Raw genomic sequence first — 14,148 nt, 5'->3', positions numbered from 1 at the left:
AATCTGTGGAATCTGTGGAATCTGTGGAATCTGTGGAATCTGTGGAATCTGTGGAATCTGTGGAATCTGTGGAATCTGTGGAATCTGTGGAATCTGTGGAATCTGTGGAATCTGTGGAATCTGTGGAATCTGTGGAATCTGTGGAATCTGTGGAATCTGTAGGATCTCATGCCATCCAAGCGAACCATATGGTGAGGCAGACATCAAGCAAATGGCAATCAGGGTGGCAAAAATTAACAGTAAAATTCTTTTATCAACCGCGTAAAAAACGGATGATTCAGAAAACCTCAAAAAAAATAGAATTTAATTATCGGTATTTACTGGGTGGGGTCGTGGTCTTATTTATTGTGAATTCTGCTATTTATGCCAACAATCAATATAAAAAATATAAACAAGATCAAGAGGTAAAAGCGAAAATGTATTTTGAAGAACAGAAGCAAAAAAATATAGAGCTCCATAGAGCACAAGGCGGTATTTTGTAATCTAAATCATTGGGCTGAATATTCATCCAATTATTGATTGAAACCATTTTTTTACAGATGGGTAGGGGGTTAAATGTATAACTTTGGCAGTGTTAAAAAATATCAATCTGAAAAAGGTTTTGGATTTATTACACATCAAGATTCAGGCGATGATATTTTTTTTCACATTTCTGACTTTCCAAAACATGGTGGTGAGCCAAGAATTAATGAATCATTAAAGTTTTTCATTGTTGAAGACAATGGGAAATTTAAAGCCAGTCAGATCGTTCGTCTAGAAATCTCAACTTCAGAGCCAGTGAAGTCAAATAAAATTAAAAATTCACAGCAACTGAAGAACAAGAATGGCTCTAGTCATTCTAAATTGCGATATACCATTTTATTATTCTGTTTAATCGCATTTATTGTGGGTTTGAGTTTAGCTTGGAATCAGTATCAACACTATAAAATAGAACAACAGATTAAAGTTCAAACCCTGATGCAACAGCAACAGGAGATTATTGCAATGCAAAGAAAGGCGGTAGGAGAGGTTAAATCAATCGACTTTTCTGAGAAATCCAAGCGCGCGCTGGATACGACTAGAGCTGTTCCTATCCATACGGCAACAGCGATGAATGTTCATACGTCGGATGATCATGTGAATAAGAAGACTGTAACTCAAGCTGAGTTTAGCTGCGATGGTCGACAGCATTGCAGCCAAATGCGTTCTTATGAAGAAGCTTTATTTTTTATCCGCAATTGCCCAAATACCAAAATGGATGGGAATCGAGATGGTATTCCATGTGAGAAACAATTTAGACGATAATGTGTATTAATCAATAAAAAATAAAGCGCTTCAATAGCGCTTTATGATTTCTTAAATGGGGCGATCACAAAATTTCATAAAGGCTTTTAGTCCTGGCCCTTGGTATTTTTGTCGATGTGCGAGCATGAACAATGGACGCGTTAATTGCCAAAAAGGTGTATCGAGAATAACCAATTGTCCCTGTTCGACCAAAGGCGCAATCGCCAGTTTAGAAATACATGACATGCCTAATCCGCCTGCCACGATTTTTAAAATGGCTTCGTTATGCCCTAAAGTTAGACGAATATTGGCATCAGGTAAATCTTTTAATATTGCATTATCAAATACTTCACGAGTACCTGAACCTTCTTCACGCAAAACCCATTCGACATGATGAAAATCATGTGCGGTTAAAGCACGATTAAATTGCGCTAAAGGGTGGTTAGGTGAGCAACACACGGCGAGTTCATCATCACGCCAATGAATACATTGTAATTGTGGTAAATGACAAGAGCCTTCAATTAAAGCTAAATCAAGTTGAAATTGATTCACAGCCTCAATCATTTGACGGGTATTCCCCACTTGCAGTTGTAAATAAGCTTGGGGCTGAATTTTTAAAAAATCAGCCATTAAATCAGGCATTAAATAATCGCTAATGGTCAGTGTTGCACCAATGCGTAAATCGATACTTTGTAATTCACCTTTGGCTGCTTGTTCAAAGGCATCGCAACGACCTAAAATTTCTAGTGCTTGCGGTAATAGAAAGCGTCCTAAATCATTGAGCTGTAGACGTTTACCTAAACGGTCAAATAATGGTGCCCCAAGACCGTCTTCTAAATCTGCCAAAGCCATACTTGCAGCACTTTGAGTTAATCGAACTGCGTCACTTGCCTTAGTAACGGTTCCCTCTTGAGCAACTGCTACAAAAACAGCCAGCTGGCGTAAAGTCATGCGCATGAATATAGCCTTAACATTTAAAAAATATTAATAAATTATGTGGTCATGCTACCATGAGGAGTATCTTTCATGCCACGTAGAAATCATGTCAATTGAAAAATTTAGCGTAGAAAAGGTTTTATCTGTACAGCGTTGGACCAATACTTTATTTAGTTTTACCATGACGCGGCCTGCACATTTTAAGTTCACAGCAGGACAGTTTGCGCGTATTGGATTAAAAGTTGGGGATGAGTTAGTGGTACGAGCATATTCGGTCGTGTCGTCACCTTTTGATGAAATACTAGAGTTCTTTTCTATTGTTGTTCCAGAAGGTGCTTTTACGTCGAATTTGCAACATTTAGAAATAGGCGATGAGCTTTATCTTGAAAAAACAGCGTATGGATTTCTAACGTTGACACGTTATCAATTACCCTTACCACAAGATTTATGGTTGTTGGCAACAGGTACCGGTTTAGCACCTTTTATTTCAATGCTCCAAGATTTTGATACATGGTCTAAATATAAAAATATCAATCTCGTTTATAGTGTGCGCACAGCATCAGAATTGGCGTATTTGCAACGTATTCAAGAGATTGCAGAAAGTTTTGGAGAAGGACATACTGGTTTTAAATTTGTCCCGATTATTACCCGGGATCCTTTAGCAGTATTGCATGATCGCTTACCAGTTTTGATTGAAAATGGCGAATTAGAAAAAGCAGTTGATCTGGAATTTAATCCTGCAACCACGCATGTCATGCTGTGTGGTAATCCACAAATGGTTGATGATACCAAAGCGGCATTAAAAGCCCGGGGTTTAACCATGAACCGTCGTGGAGAAGGAAATATTGCGGTTGAGAATTATTGGTAAGTATTAGACTCTAAAATGAAATTTATAAAAAATCCCGCTTGGATTAAAGCGGGATTTTTTATGTATTTGTGTTGTTATTAATGCACAAACATATCCATGAATTCACGTAACTCTTGAATGGCTGTTTCAGTATCTGTGGTTAACCAAGTGGGTTCAAAGATCCCCATATAATGTTCTAAACGATCTGCTGGTACGACCAAACGAATCGGACAGTCTTCCTCAAGTAAACGCCAAGGAGTAATCGGCACTTCATTATCTAAAAATGCAGTGATATTGCGAATATCAATGATCATGGCATTTACACAATCGGGAAATGGCATGACGGAAAGTTCTTCAGTTCGGCGCCGAAAATATTCTAAATCTGGCCATTTCAGTACAAAACTAGGTTTACTAAATTCAATAACTCCAATCAAGTGTTCATCACGAGTGGTATGTAAAAAACATTGATGTGTGACATCAGTCTCCAGTTCTAAAGAAGCACTTTGCCGCAAGTAAGCCATATCTATAATAGCCGAAAAATGGGGTCAATATTATAGCGCATTTATCAGGCATTCTCATCGATTATAAAAAATATACTCTGAATTAAAATAAATTACACAATGTAACTGAATAGCTTGCTAGTATGAAATTTCACCAATAATAAGATAGGGAGGGAGAAATTATGCAACATGATTTCAATAAACCATCTCATGTAACAACGCCAGAAGAAGTGAAACAAAAGAAACGCTTACCTGTCTATATGCTTATTCTCGTCGGTCTTTTTTTCATTGCATTACTGGTTTACATGCTAGCGGATTGGAAGTAAAGCTCAATCCAAAGAACTGAAGATGAAGATGCATTTATGATTCAAGCTTGAATGTGAATCTAAGTTTTCGTTGAATCATTATTCTGAATAGTCGCTCTAAGTTAAATATTTTAAATAAAAACTCTAGTTCTATTTTTTAAATAGCTAGAGTTTTTTTGCAATCATTTACTTTGAATTTGTTGTATTTATGCAGCAGCGTATTGTACAAAAAATACGCAATAGATACGTTGTAATAGTAATTTATCGTTTCATGAACCACGCACATAATTTTAATGATTATTGATATAAAAAGAGGGAATGAAAATGAATGATTTTTTGACAGGAAGCCCACATAGTGGGCTTGGTGTAATGTATTATTGGGATCAGTTTCACCCGATTATTGCAGCGGTTGTTATATTGTTGGTTGGCTGGATCATTGGTTTAGTAATTGCAGCTGGTATAAAAAAACTACTTCAGAAAGCCAATACCAATCATGCGCTCTCAAACGCAGCAGGGCATGCTGCTACAGAGTCATCTCCAAATTATGAGTCGATTATTGCCAAGTTTGTATTTTGGTTTGTCTTCATTCTCGCGGTTATTGCAGCATTAAATGTTTTGAATATTAATAGTGTGAGTGGCCCATTCAGTAATATGGTTGCACAATTCCTCATTTTTATTCCCAATATTATCGCTGCAATTATTGTCGGTTTTATCGGTTGGATTGTGGCGAGATTAGTTCGTGCGGGCTTAACACGTGTTTTGGCAAAAACACAGTTAGATGAAAAGCTGAGTTCAGAGGTTGGCGTTAGTCCCATTAGTCAGAATATTGCCGAGATTGTGTATTGGCTGATTCTATTGCTATTTCTCCCGATTGTTTTATCTATTTTAGGTTTACAAGGTTTACTGCTTCCTGTTCAGAATATGTTGGGTGCAGCCATTGCCTATATACCCAATATCTTCATTGCTGGCGTTATTGTTTTTGTGGGCTATATTCTGGCAAAAATTGTTCGTGGCATTGTGGAAGGTTTGACCAACAGTCTAGATTTGCAGGCTCAAGCTGAAAAAATGGGTCTATTTAAAAAGAGTAGTTTATCGCATTTACTTGGTTCATTTGTTTTTGCATTGGTGATGATTACCGCTTTAATTATTGCATTTGAAGCTTTAGGTATACAGGCGATTTCTCAACCTGCAACGGCAATGCTTGCAGAAATTATGTACGCGATTCCACATATTATTGCAGCCGGTTTAATCTTAATTGTTGCTTATGTGGTTTCTCGATTTGTCGCAAAACTTGTGGCGGAAGTAATAGCTGGAACAGGTGTTGATGAAATTCCTGCAAAATTGGATGTTCAGCGCTTTTTAGGTGAAACCAAAGTCTCATGCATTATTGGTTACTTGATCGTGTTCTTTACCATGTTATTTGCCGTGTCAGAAGCTGCGAATAGACTTGGTTTTGAACAAGTGAGTGGTTTAATTTCCATGTTCATCCAATTTGGTGCCAATATTTTATTAGGTGCAGTAATTCTGGTGATTGGATTCTGGTTAGCCAATATTGTAGCGAATGTGGTGCAGCGTGGTGAATATCATAGTTCTCAGTGGTTAGGGAACTTAGTTCGTGTGTTAATTATGGGCTTAGTCATTGCAATGGGTTTAAAAGCGATGGGTATTGCTGATTCAATTGTGAATCTCGCATTTGGATTAACCTTAGGTGCTGTGGCTGTCGCATTTGCTCTGGCATTCGGTTTAGGTGGTCGTCAACCTGCTGAACGTGTTTTGACTGATTTAATTGATAAAGCGAAATGTGAGGGTAAAAAAACCAATGCATTAACGCAAATAGATCAGCATACATCAGAGAATAATGACCCGAAATAACCTGTATTTTTTTAAAAAGATCGTTCAGGATTAACTGAACGATCTTTTTTATTTCAGCGTTGAATCAATTGTTAAGGAGAAAATAATGTCAGCAAAACAGCCAAATAAGTTTATTGCTCCAATTGTTATTGCAGGAATTACCGTTGGTTTTTTAGCGAGTGCCTATAAATTTGTGTTTAGTAAGCCTCAGCAGCAGGAAAAGCAACAAAGCGCTGAAACTGAAGAATATCCTCTTCAAATTAATGAGAAATAAAATGCTTTCTTCAATGAAATTTTGATTTTTAAATTTATTCAGGAACGATCACTTTTAAGTTTGTTAAGGAAAAGTTAAAATTAAAGGTGTGGTATAAAGAATATGAAGCGGATTAAATTCTAGCCATTAATGTGCTTTAAATATTAATGGCTTATCCTTGGACGGGTAGAAAATACTAAAAAAGAGGGAGCATTGATGCAACTTATTCAGTTGATAAATAATATCACTAAATATTTGAATGCACTTAATGCTAAAGGTGCTCTAGAAACGTCTGACTCATGTGAAAGAATGAATCAGACGATTACTCGAGTACAGCAAAATTCGTATATCTTCCTATTTAAAACAGATGATTTAGAATAATTTTTTGCTTATACATATTGTGATGCGGCGTGTGCAGAAGCCCACGCCCATTGGAAGTTGTATCCACCTAAATGTCCTGAAACATCGAGAATTTCGCCAATAAAATACAAGCCTTTTTGCTTTTTACTTTCCATGGTTTTAGATGAAACTTCAGTGGTATCTACACCACCTAAAGTCACTTCAGCAGTACGATAACCCTCAGTTCCAGAAGGTTTTACTTCAAAAGTATGTAGACGCTGGGCAATGGCTTCAAGTTTATCATCACTCATATTACCAATAACTGTTTCGGCAACATCAGACCAAATGAGGGTTTGTAATTCAAGCACCACACTTTTAGGTAGGTGATCGACCAGTAAGGTTCTTAGTAAAACTTTAGGTTGTGCAGTTTTTTTCGCTTTAAAGAACTCTTGAAGATCCATAGACGGTAGAAAATTAATTTTAAAGCGTTGCCCTACATCCCAATAATTCGAAAGTTGTAGCGAGCTTGGCCCACTTAAACCACGATGAGTAAACAGTAATGCTTCAGTAAAACTATTTAATTCATTGGATAGGGTCGCTTCGACAGCATTACCACTTAAACGTGTAGTGACTTCTTTAAATTGATCCGAAAAGGTAAACGGAACTAAACCCGCACGTGTTGGATACAGATGGTGTCCGAATTTTTTTGCTATCTCATAACCAATGCCTGAGCCACCTAAAGTCGGAATGGATAAACCACCTGATGCCACGACTACCGATTCTGCTTCAAAATATCCTAGACTGGTTGCAACTTGAAAACGATGATCTGTAATTGCGTTGACCGCTTTAACTTCGCAACTGCATTTAATATCGACTAAGCCAGTTTTGTCACATTCATTCAGTAACATGTTTAAAATTTCTTTTGAACCCTTTAAGGTAAACAATTGACCATGTTTACGTTCTTCATATTCGATGCCGTATTCACAGACTAAACCGATAAAATCCCAGTTGGTATAGCGTGTTAAAGCTGAAATCACAAAATGTGGATTATGTGAAATAAAGTTTTCAGGCTCGACGTACAGATTAGTGAAGTTACATTTTCCACCACCTGACATGAGAATTTTTTTACCAATTTTATTGGCTTTTTCCATGACCAAAACTTTACGCCCACGTTTTGCTGCCAATGCTGCTGCCATTAGGCCAGACGCACCTGCACCTAAAATAATGACATCGTATTGATTTGAAGACATGGCAAACTCATGGGAGATAAAAGCAGGGCATTATAGACAGTTTTGAACTATTTTTCAGGACTATTCACTCGATGGAAGACGGCCTTGTAAGCCGCCTGAATGAATCACTAGAATACGAGAATGTGCAGGAAAATAATTTTTTTGAATTAAATCAAAAATACCATATAGCATTTTGGCAGTGTAAATATGTTCTAGTGGAATGTGATAGGTTGCTTCAAAGTTTTGCATAAAGTGTAAAAGTTCAGGTTGGGTTTTTGCATAACCGCCGAAGCAATAATCATCTAAAATTTTCCAATTTTTCTTTATTGTATTTCGTTCAACTTCGGTTTGTAGAAAAGTTCCTTTTAATGCAGAAAATCCGAGTACAGATTGATGTACTGAGCTTGCATGAATCAGTCCTGAAATTGTGCCACCTGTTCCAACTGCACAGCAAATGACATCGTAATTTTGTCGATCAGCAGCGGTTAAAATTTCTGTACAGCCCTGAATGGCTAAAGTATTACTGCCACCTTCAGGAAGAATGTAACTATTTGGAAAATTTTGATTCAGTTTAGCTAAAAACTCAGTTTGATCTTTTAGTCGATATTGTTCACGTGAAATAAAATCTAGCTGCATACCCAATTGTTGTGCTGTTGAGAGGGTGTGGTTCAATGGTTTATGGATTAACTCGTCACCACGAATAATCCCGATGCTCTTAAAACCAAATTGTTGTGCTGCAAAAGCTGTCGCTGCAATATGGTTAGAATAAGCACCACCAAAGGTGATGATTTGTTTTAGCCCTAATTTTTGTGCTTCTAGTAAATTGTATTTAAGCTTAAAAAATTTATTACCTGAAATATTTGGATGGACTAAGTCTAAACGCTTTATGGTCAAATCTATCGATGAGTTTAGGTTGAGTTTTTGGTAGGGAATGGCATGCGCAATAGAGTCAAACATTCTAGTTTAGTCTTAAATATTCAAGCGTATTGTACTGAAATTTGCAGTGAGTATTACATCACTGGTGTTGTAGTGAACATAAAATTGCTCATCAATTTTATTTCGGTATTTAGACTTTCTACATACTTTAGGAAGTGCTGGTATCCACAGAAGTTACCACAGACATCCCTGGGCGTAATTTTTCCATGCCTTTTTGATTGGGATCAATCGCGATACGTACTGAGATACGTTGCACGACTTTGGTAAAGTTCCCTGTCGTATTATCAGGTTTTAAGACACTAAACTCTGAGCCTGCTGCTGGGGAAATTTCTTCAACTTTTCCTGTAAATTTTTGATGATTCATTGCATCTACTTTAAATGTCGCCTTTTGACCAATCTGCATATTGGCAATTTGAGTTTCCTTAAAATTGGCGATCACCCATGTTTGCTGAGGAATAAGATATAAAAGTTGTGTTCCTGCTGCGACATACTGCCCAACACGAGGGCTAACTTCACCCAGTTGACCATCCATAGGTGCAATAATCACACTATATTCTTGGGTCGTGATGGCCTGATCTAATTGTGCTTTGGCATTGGTCACTTGTGCTTTTAAGCCTGTTTCAGCCACTTGAGCCGTTTTTAACGCTTCCTGTGCAACCAAGACATTGGCCTGTGCTTGTTTAAGTAGTGCAAGATTATTCTGGGTATCTGCTACGGCTTTATCTTGTTCAGTTTTAGACGCTGCGCCACTATTGCCTAATTGTTGATAACGATTGAGTTGTGCTACAGCCAGTTCATAGGCAGCACGTGCTTGATCAACTTTAGCTTGAGCCGCAATAATATCTGCTTTACGTTGTTCGATTAGTTGGCTTTGATTAGATAGGTTATTTTGAGCTTGATCGACACCCGCTTCAGCTTGAATGACTTTTTGATTATAAGTTGTTGCATCAATATGCATTAAAGTTTGCCCTTTTTTAACGCGATCAAAGTCAGTCACCAGTACATCTTTGACATAGCCGTTAATTTGGGAGGATAAAATCGTGGTTTTACCTTTTACATAACTATTGTCTGTCGACTCAATCTGATTATGAAACGGACCAATTCCCCACGCCCATAAAATCACAGTAATACCGATTAATAATACGAAAAACATTAACACTAAGGTTCGCGTAGCGGTAGGAATCAACTTACTTGAAGGTGGAGCAAATATAGTTGTGGCATTGTTTGCTACCTGTACTGTTTCAGATGTATTTTCAGTATTATTTTGATCTTTCGACATGATGTTTTCTCAGTAAATCTTTAATGCTTTAGGTTCATTTTCATTGTTACTATACTGATGCGTTTATGTGGTATTCAGTGTTTGTTGTTTTCGTAGTGCATATTTAGTTTTGGTGATAATAAAGCCACCCCAAAGTAGTAATAACAGCGCAAAGGCACCATTGAGTGCGATTACATCGTTATAAGCACGAACTTGAGCTTCTCTCGTCACAATTTGATTTAAATTACGCAGTGCCTGATTTTTTTCAAGTATAGGGTCTAGCGTATATTGCGCTGTACTGTGTTGGTAAGCCTGTAAACGCTGTGCCACGATGGGATCGGTTTGCGGTAGGTGATTCAGCATTTCTACCCGATAGTTTTGGGTGCGAATTTGTTGGTAGCTGGAAAAAAATGAGCTCCCCAATAAACCACCAAAACTTTGGGTTGCAGAGAATAACACCATAAAAGTGACCATATGGGATGGTCCTTTTTGTAGTGCACTCATCATTCCCGTTAATAGTAATGGCCCAATAAACATGCCACTGGCAAAACCTACGATAAATTGACTATGATAAAAATTAGCAGGACGAACATCACTGGTGAGATGATAATCTAAACCACAAGCAATTAAAATTAAGACTTCTGCAAGAATTAAGTGCCAAATCATCCGTTCGCGAGAGAAGGTCAAGGCACTAAATATAGTACCAGCGACAATCCCTAAAAAAATAATTGTATATAGCGGGACAAATTGATCAGGTCCCATGCCCATAGATTTAAGAAAATTCACGGCGGCATAACTTTGCTCTGACATCAGAAAGCGAATTGCCAGTGCTCCAATAATGAAGCGAATTGTTGAAGAAGCCCCTAGCCATCGGGTCATAATCAGGGGATTCACCCGAAAATGTTCATAGGTTAAGCCCACGATAACCAAGCTAAAGCCAGCAATGAGGATGTAAGCCAGCCATTTGGATTCAAACCACCACAGTATAGGACCTTGACTCAGCACAACACACAGTAGCGCAAAACCCGGTGCCAATAAGGCAAAAGTAAAGAAATCTTGTTTTTCAAAAACGGCTATTCTGATACTGCGAGGGAGTTTTAAAGAAACCACCATGGCGAGACTGCACAGTGCTAGACCTAGCTCAAAAATATACAATACGCTCCAATCATTCGCATTTAAAAGTGTTGGAGAGATGATCCAAGCCAAGGGAATACCCAGTTGTTGCAGACCTAAAGCCAAATAAAGACCCCGTCCAAAATTTTCACGCTTAAAGGCTTGTAAAATGTAATACATACCTAAAGAACTGAGGGGGGCGGCGACTAACCCACTAATAAATCGCACAAACACCATCATTTCATAGGTATGCACAAATAAATGTAAAATTAAAACAATAATAAAGAGGACTAAGCCAATTTCAGAGAAGAGCCTTAACCCATATTGTTGACGTGCCTTAAACAGAATTAAGTTAGAACTTACATTTGCCATCACATAAGCCGCCGGAATCCAAGCCGCTTCACTCGGCGTTAATGCATATTCACCTTGAATCAGGGGAAGGTTTGCAATAATGAAGCCATTGCTTAAGCTCCCAACGATTGCAATAAATAAACCAATAAAGAAGTAGATCAAACGCTTTTGGGTTGAATGTGCAATGAACGCAGGTGAGCCGGGCAAAGTTGGACGTTCTTCTGGGGTCCAATCTGGTATGGGTTCTAGTATACGAGGCGTCTTTTCCATGTTTACCCGACTTCAGTGTTTAGGCATGTGTTAATCAATTGGCAATATAATTTATCAATATTTTTTATTCTGAATTATCTATTACGTTATCCCAGAATATACCCATGAATATGGTCACGTGTTTAAAGGTGGAGTGAATATTAGAGATAATCGTCTGATTGATGAGCAGGTCAATGACAATGCACTGCTGCTAGATATTTAGCATAATTGGATGATCTCAATCAATATTATGTATGTATCACGATTGGGTTTAAATGATCGAGATAAATGTGAATTCGTTAAGCACAACGAGAGTCAAACTTTTAGCGATAAAATATGGGTGATTTTTATACAAAAGTGCTATGCTAAACCTATAAAAATAATGGAAGAGGATATCGAATGAAAATGCTATCCGTATGTTCTTATATCATCATTGCAATGACGATGCTTGGTTGTGAAAGAAGTCCAATGAGTCAAACGAAAGCAGAAGTTCGTTCTATACAAATTGCAGGTGCACCTATTTACGAAAAGGATTATCGCTTAACCGCACGTGAGAATGATATACGTGAAATGGAGTAGCGTTTTTAGCTTTAATTGATAAAGGCTTAAATTATTCGAGCAAAATTTGCTTTGATACCGTAAAATTCAGCAAGATTTTTTATGATTTGAGAATTATAAAGTGGATTCGTTATTGATTTTAGGCCCAATTGCTTTAGCTTTAATGTTAGGGGCAATTAGTCCAGGTCCTACATTTATTTATGTAGCCAAAAACTCAATCGCAATTTCACGTAAACATGGTTTATTTACTGCACTTGGAACAGGCACAGGTGCGGCTTTATTTGGCTTTTTAGCAGTGATGGGTTTACAGGCTGTTTTATTGGCTGTGCCATCAGCTTATTTTGCCTTGAAAATCTGTGGTGGTTTATATTTGTTGTGGCTGGCTTATAAAATTATTAAACATGCCAAAGAACCCATGGACACAGCAGATAGTTCAGTCCAACTGATGAGTTATGCACAGGCTTATCGTTTAGGATTTATTACTCAGCTGAGTAATCCCAAAATTGCGATTGTATTGGCGAGTATTTTTACCGCACTTTTACCGAAAGAAATTCCAACGTATTTCTACGTGGTTTTACCAATGTTGTGTTTCTTTATTGATGCGGGTTGGTATTCACTGGTGGCTGTGGTGTTGTCAGCAGAGAAACCACGCCGTGTATATTTAAAATTTAAAAAAGTGTTTGATCGCGTTGCAGGTGGTGTAATGACCTTACTTGGCTTGAAATTGATTTTTGGAATGAAGTAATTTTTACTGATCATATCTTAAGTTCTGAAGGTTAAAATTTAAGATATGCATCAATAGATAATCATGAACATATTTAAATTATAACCTTCATCATCATGGTCTTAAAAATAGACTACAAAATCTCAAATATTTCGCTATTTTCTTTTAATTACAAAAATGAATGTGGTTACAAAAGAATTAATGTTGATTAAAATATTTGAGGTTAATATTTAATCGTATTTTAAATGTGATTTACTCTGTAAAGATCAAGTCATGATGATTTATTTTGAGCAGATCATTTGGCGAATAATCTTGATTTGAGAAAAATAAAATTTCGGTTGAAAGGATTTTCAACTTTTGATTGAGTCATGGCATGGGAATACGCAGGTTCAAGTGCTAAACCCATAACTCGAACTTCCCATCCAAGGATATATTGTATGCAAAATAGTCCATTTAAAAATAATCAATTATATAACGAAGTGGTTTATAAGACTTTGATTGAATCGACGCTTGCGATTCCATGGAGTATTGACTGGGATAGTAAGCAGTTCAGTTATATTGGCCCACAAATTGAAAAATTGTTGGGTTGGCAACAAGAATCATGGAAAACAGTACAAGATTGGGTTGATCGTATGCATGAATTAGATCGTGAACAAACATTTAATATGTGTGTTGCACAATCGCTTGCTGGTATTGACCATGAAGCAGATTATCGTGCTTTAAAAGCAGATGGCTCATATATTTGGATCCGCGATGTGGTGCATGTGATTCGTAAAGAGAATGGTGAGGTGGATTCTTTAGTGGGCTTTATGTTTGATATTTCTGAACGTAAAAAACAAGAAGAACGGTTAGAAATATTACAGCGTCAGTTGGAAGAATTTTCTTATAAAGATGGTCTGACTGGTATTGCAAATCGCCGTTTATTTGATGAGTTTTTTGCACGTGAATGGCAAAGCGCCATGCGGTTGCAAAAGCCGCTGTCAGTCCTCTTAATTGATCTTGATTATTTTAAACAATATAACGATGGACATGGTCATATTAACGGTGATCAGTGTTTACGTGAGATTGCTCAATTATGGTCGACCTGCTGTAGTCGCCCTCGTGATTTAGTTTCACGTTTTGGTGGTGAAGAGTTTGCGGTTGTGTTGCCAGAAACCAATGCCGAGGCGGCTATTCAAGTTGCTGAAAACTTAATGCAGGCTTTAAAAAATGCCAAATTACCGCATTGTACATCCACAATTTCAGAATTTGTCACTTGTAGTATAGGTGTAAAGACCATTGTTCCAACGGAACAGTGCGATCAAATGAAATTTTTAGAGTTGGTCGATCAGAATTTATATCAAGCGAAGCAACAAGGGCGCAATTGTTATCAAGCTGATGTTATGGATACTTTAGAGGATTTAACTGGATAATTTCTACCCCATAACCACAACCGC

Annotated in this window: 16 protein-coding genes; 10 read left to right on the top strand and 6 right to left on the bottom strand. The window is 37.4% G+C overall.

Features of this window, described 5'->3' with window-relative positions; genetic code table 11:
• Both B9T28_RS14885 and B9T28_RS09215 read left to right on the top strand, forming a co-directional pair.
• Nucleotides 1–482, top strand: a 482-nt coding sequence (locus B9T28_RS14885; RefSeq protein WP_213032972.1) for a hypothetical protein, incomplete at its 5' end; no start/stop codon positions are given.
• Nucleotides 483–555: 73 nt separating this feature from the next.
• Nucleotides 556–1,284, top strand: coding sequence for a cold shock domain-containing protein (locus tag B9T28_RS09215; protein WP_086203679.1), 729 nt, complete (start codon nucleotides 556–558; stop codon nucleotides 1,282–1,284).
• Between the two features lie 51 nt (nucleotides 1,285–1,335).
• On the opposite strand, the gene gigC is transcribed toward B9T28_RS09215, so the two are convergent.
• Entirely contained in the window at nucleotides 1,336–2,220 is an 885-nt protein-coding gene (gene gigC, locus B9T28_RS09210) for a LysR family transcriptional regulator GigC (protein WP_086203678.1), read from the bottom strand.
• A gap of 85 nt (nucleotides 2,221–2,305) precedes the next feature.
• Between gigC and B9T28_RS09205 the strand changes: the two genes are divergently transcribed.
• On the top strand, nucleotides 2,306–3,067 hold the full coding sequence (locus B9T28_RS09205; RefSeq protein WP_086203677.1) for a ferredoxin--NADP reductase: 762 nt from the start codon (nucleotides 2,306–2,308) through the stop codon (nucleotides 3,065–3,067).
• Between the two features lie 77 nt (nucleotides 3,068–3,144).
• Here the strand turns inward: B9T28_RS09205 and B9T28_RS09200 are convergent, their stop codons facing one another.
• The gene (locus B9T28_RS09200) at nucleotides 3,145–3,567 is read right to left on the bottom strand and encodes a hypothetical protein (RefSeq protein WP_086203676.1); all 423 of its coding nucleotides are present in this window, start codon (nucleotides 3,565–3,567) and stop codon (nucleotides 3,145–3,147) included.
• 161 nt (nucleotides 3,568–3,728) lie between these two features.
• On the opposite strand from B9T28_RS09200, the gene B9T28_RS14880 reads away from it, so the two are divergent.
• The 4 genes from B9T28_RS14880 to B9T28_RS14870 all read left to right on the top strand — a co-directional run bounded on the left by B9T28_RS14880 (nucleotide 3,729) and on the right by B9T28_RS14870 (nucleotide 6,336).
• Nucleotides 3,729–3,872, top strand: a complete 144-nt coding sequence (locus B9T28_RS14880; RefSeq protein WP_171263489.1) for a hypothetical protein — start codon at nucleotides 3,729–3,731, stop codon at nucleotides 3,870–3,872.
• Between the two features lie 303 nt (nucleotides 3,873–4,175).
• Nucleotides 4,176–5,723 (top strand): mechanosensitive ion channel, encoded by a 1,548-nt coding sequence (locus tag B9T28_RS09195; RefSeq protein WP_086203675.1) that lies wholly within the window; start codon nucleotides 4,176–4,178, stop codon nucleotides 5,721–5,723.
• Nucleotides 5,724–5,808: 85 nt separating this feature from the next.
• On the top strand, nucleotides 5,809–5,976 hold the full coding sequence (locus B9T28_RS14875) for a hypothetical protein (RefSeq protein WP_171263488.1): 168 nt from the start codon (nucleotides 5,809–5,811) through the stop codon (nucleotides 5,974–5,976).
• Between the two features lie 195 nt (nucleotides 5,977–6,171).
• Complete coding sequence (locus B9T28_RS14870; protein WP_171263487.1) at nucleotides 6,172–6,336, top strand: hypothetical protein; 165 nt, start codon at nucleotides 6,172–6,174, stop codon at nucleotides 6,334–6,336.
• Between the two features lie 8 nt (nucleotides 6,337–6,344).
• On the opposite strand, the gene B9T28_RS09190 is transcribed toward B9T28_RS14870, so the two are convergent.
• The 4 genes from B9T28_RS09190 to B9T28_RS09175 form a co-directional block, all read right to left on the bottom strand.
• Entirely contained in the window at nucleotides 6,345–7,544 is a 1,200-nt protein-coding gene (locus B9T28_RS09190; RefSeq protein ID WP_086203674.1) for a BaiN/RdsA family NAD(P)/FAD-dependent oxidoreductase, read from the bottom strand.
• Between the two features lie 60 nt (nucleotides 7,545–7,604).
• Nucleotides 7,605–8,480: a 1-aminocyclopropane-1-carboxylate deaminase/D-cysteine desulfhydrase gene (locus tag B9T28_RS09185; protein WP_086203673.1), complete on the bottom strand. Its 876-nt coding sequence runs from the start codon at nucleotides 8,478–8,480 to the stop codon at nucleotides 7,605–7,607.
• Between the two features lie 127 nt (nucleotides 8,481–8,607).
• A complete protein-coding gene (locus tag B9T28_RS09180) occupies nucleotides 8,608–9,738 on the bottom strand; it encodes an HlyD family secretion protein (RefSeq protein ID WP_086203672.1) in 1,131 nt (376 codons plus the stop codon).
• A gap of 63 nt (nucleotides 9,739–9,801) precedes the next feature.
• Entirely contained in the window at nucleotides 9,802–11,451 is a 1,650-nt protein-coding gene (locus tag B9T28_RS09175) for an MFS transporter (protein WP_086203671.1), read from the bottom strand.
• A gap of 378 nt (nucleotides 11,452–11,829) precedes the next feature.
• Here B9T28_RS09175 and B9T28_RS09170 point away from each other — a divergent pair, with 378 nt between their 5' ends.
• The 3 genes from B9T28_RS09170 to B9T28_RS09160 all read left to right on the top strand — a co-directional run bounded on the left by B9T28_RS09170 (nucleotide 11,830) and on the right by B9T28_RS09160 (nucleotide 14,124).
• Entirely contained in the window at nucleotides 11,830–12,009 is a 180-nt protein-coding gene (locus B9T28_RS09170) for an NF038215 family lipoprotein (protein WP_086203670.1), read from the top strand.
• Nucleotides 12,010–12,109: 100 nt separating this feature from the next.
• A complete protein-coding gene (locus tag B9T28_RS09165; RefSeq protein ID WP_086203669.1) occupies nucleotides 12,110–12,733 on the top strand; it encodes a LysE family translocator in 624 nt (207 codons plus the stop codon).
• Nucleotides 12,734–13,149: 416 nt separating this feature from the next.
• Entirely contained in the window at nucleotides 13,150–14,124 is a 975-nt protein-coding gene (locus B9T28_RS09160) for a GGDEF domain-containing protein (protein WP_086203668.1), read from the top strand.
• Nucleotides 14,125–14,148 lie beyond the last annotated feature (24 nt).

The organism is Acinetobacter silvestris (assembly GCF_002135235.1).
Classification (GTDB): Bacteria; Pseudomonadota; Gammaproteobacteria; order Pseudomonadales; family Moraxellaceae; genus Acinetobacter; species Acinetobacter silvestris.
The sequence above is the reverse complement of the archived record's forward strand: the minus strand, read 5'-3'. Positions and strand labels throughout refer to the sequence as shown.

Excerpts from the sequence above, each read along its gene's own strand:
- B9T28_RS09215 (WP_086203679.1), top strand. The coding sequence starts at position 556 with ATGTATAACTTTGGCAGTGTTAAAAAATATCAATCTGAAAAAGGTTTT.
- gigC (WP_086203678.1), bottom strand. The coding sequence starts at position 2,220 with ATGCGCATGACTTTACGCCAGCTGGCTGTTTTTGTAGCAGTTGCTCAA.
- B9T28_RS09205 (WP_086203677.1), top strand. The coding sequence starts at position 2,306 with ATGTCAATTGAAAAATTTAGCGTAGAAAAGGTTTTATCTGTACAGCGT.
- B9T28_RS09200 (WP_086203676.1), bottom strand. The coding sequence starts at position 3,567 with ATGGCTTACTTGCGGCAAAGTGCTTCTTTAGAACTGGAGACTGATGTC.
- B9T28_RS14880 (WP_171263489.1), top strand. The coding sequence starts at position 3,729 with ATGCAACATGATTTCAATAAACCATCTCATGTAACAACGCCAGAAGAA.
- B9T28_RS09195 (WP_086203675.1), top strand. The coding sequence starts at position 4,176 with ATGAATGATTTTTTGACAGGAAGCCCACATAGTGGGCTTGGTGTAATG.
- B9T28_RS14875 (WP_171263488.1), top strand. The coding sequence starts at position 5,809 with ATGTCAGCAAAACAGCCAAATAAGTTTATTGCTCCAATTGTTATTGCA.
- B9T28_RS14870 (WP_171263487.1), top strand. The coding sequence starts at position 6,172 with ATGCAACTTATTCAGTTGATAAATAATATCACTAAATATTTGAATGCA.
- B9T28_RS09190 (WP_086203674.1), bottom strand. The coding sequence starts at position 7,544 with ATGTCTTCAAATCAATACGATGTCATTATTTTAGGTGCAGGTGCGTCT.
- B9T28_RS09185 (WP_086203673.1), bottom strand. The coding sequence starts at position 8,480 with ATGTTTGACTCTATTGCGCATGCCATTCCCTACCAAAAACTCAACCTA.
- B9T28_RS09180 (WP_086203672.1), bottom strand. The coding sequence starts at position 9,738 with ATGTCGAAAGATCAAAATAATACTGAAAATACATCTGAAACAGTACAG.
- B9T28_RS09175 (WP_086203671.1), bottom strand. The coding sequence starts at position 11,451 with ATGGAAAAGACGCCTCGTATACTAGAACCCATACCAGATTGGACCCCA.
- B9T28_RS09170 (WP_086203670.1), top strand. The coding sequence starts at position 11,830 with ATGAAAATGCTATCCGTATGTTCTTATATCATCATTGCAATGACGATG.
- B9T28_RS09160 (WP_086203668.1), top strand. The coding sequence starts at position 13,150 with ATGCAAAATAGTCCATTTAAAAATAATCAATTATATAACGAAGTGGTT.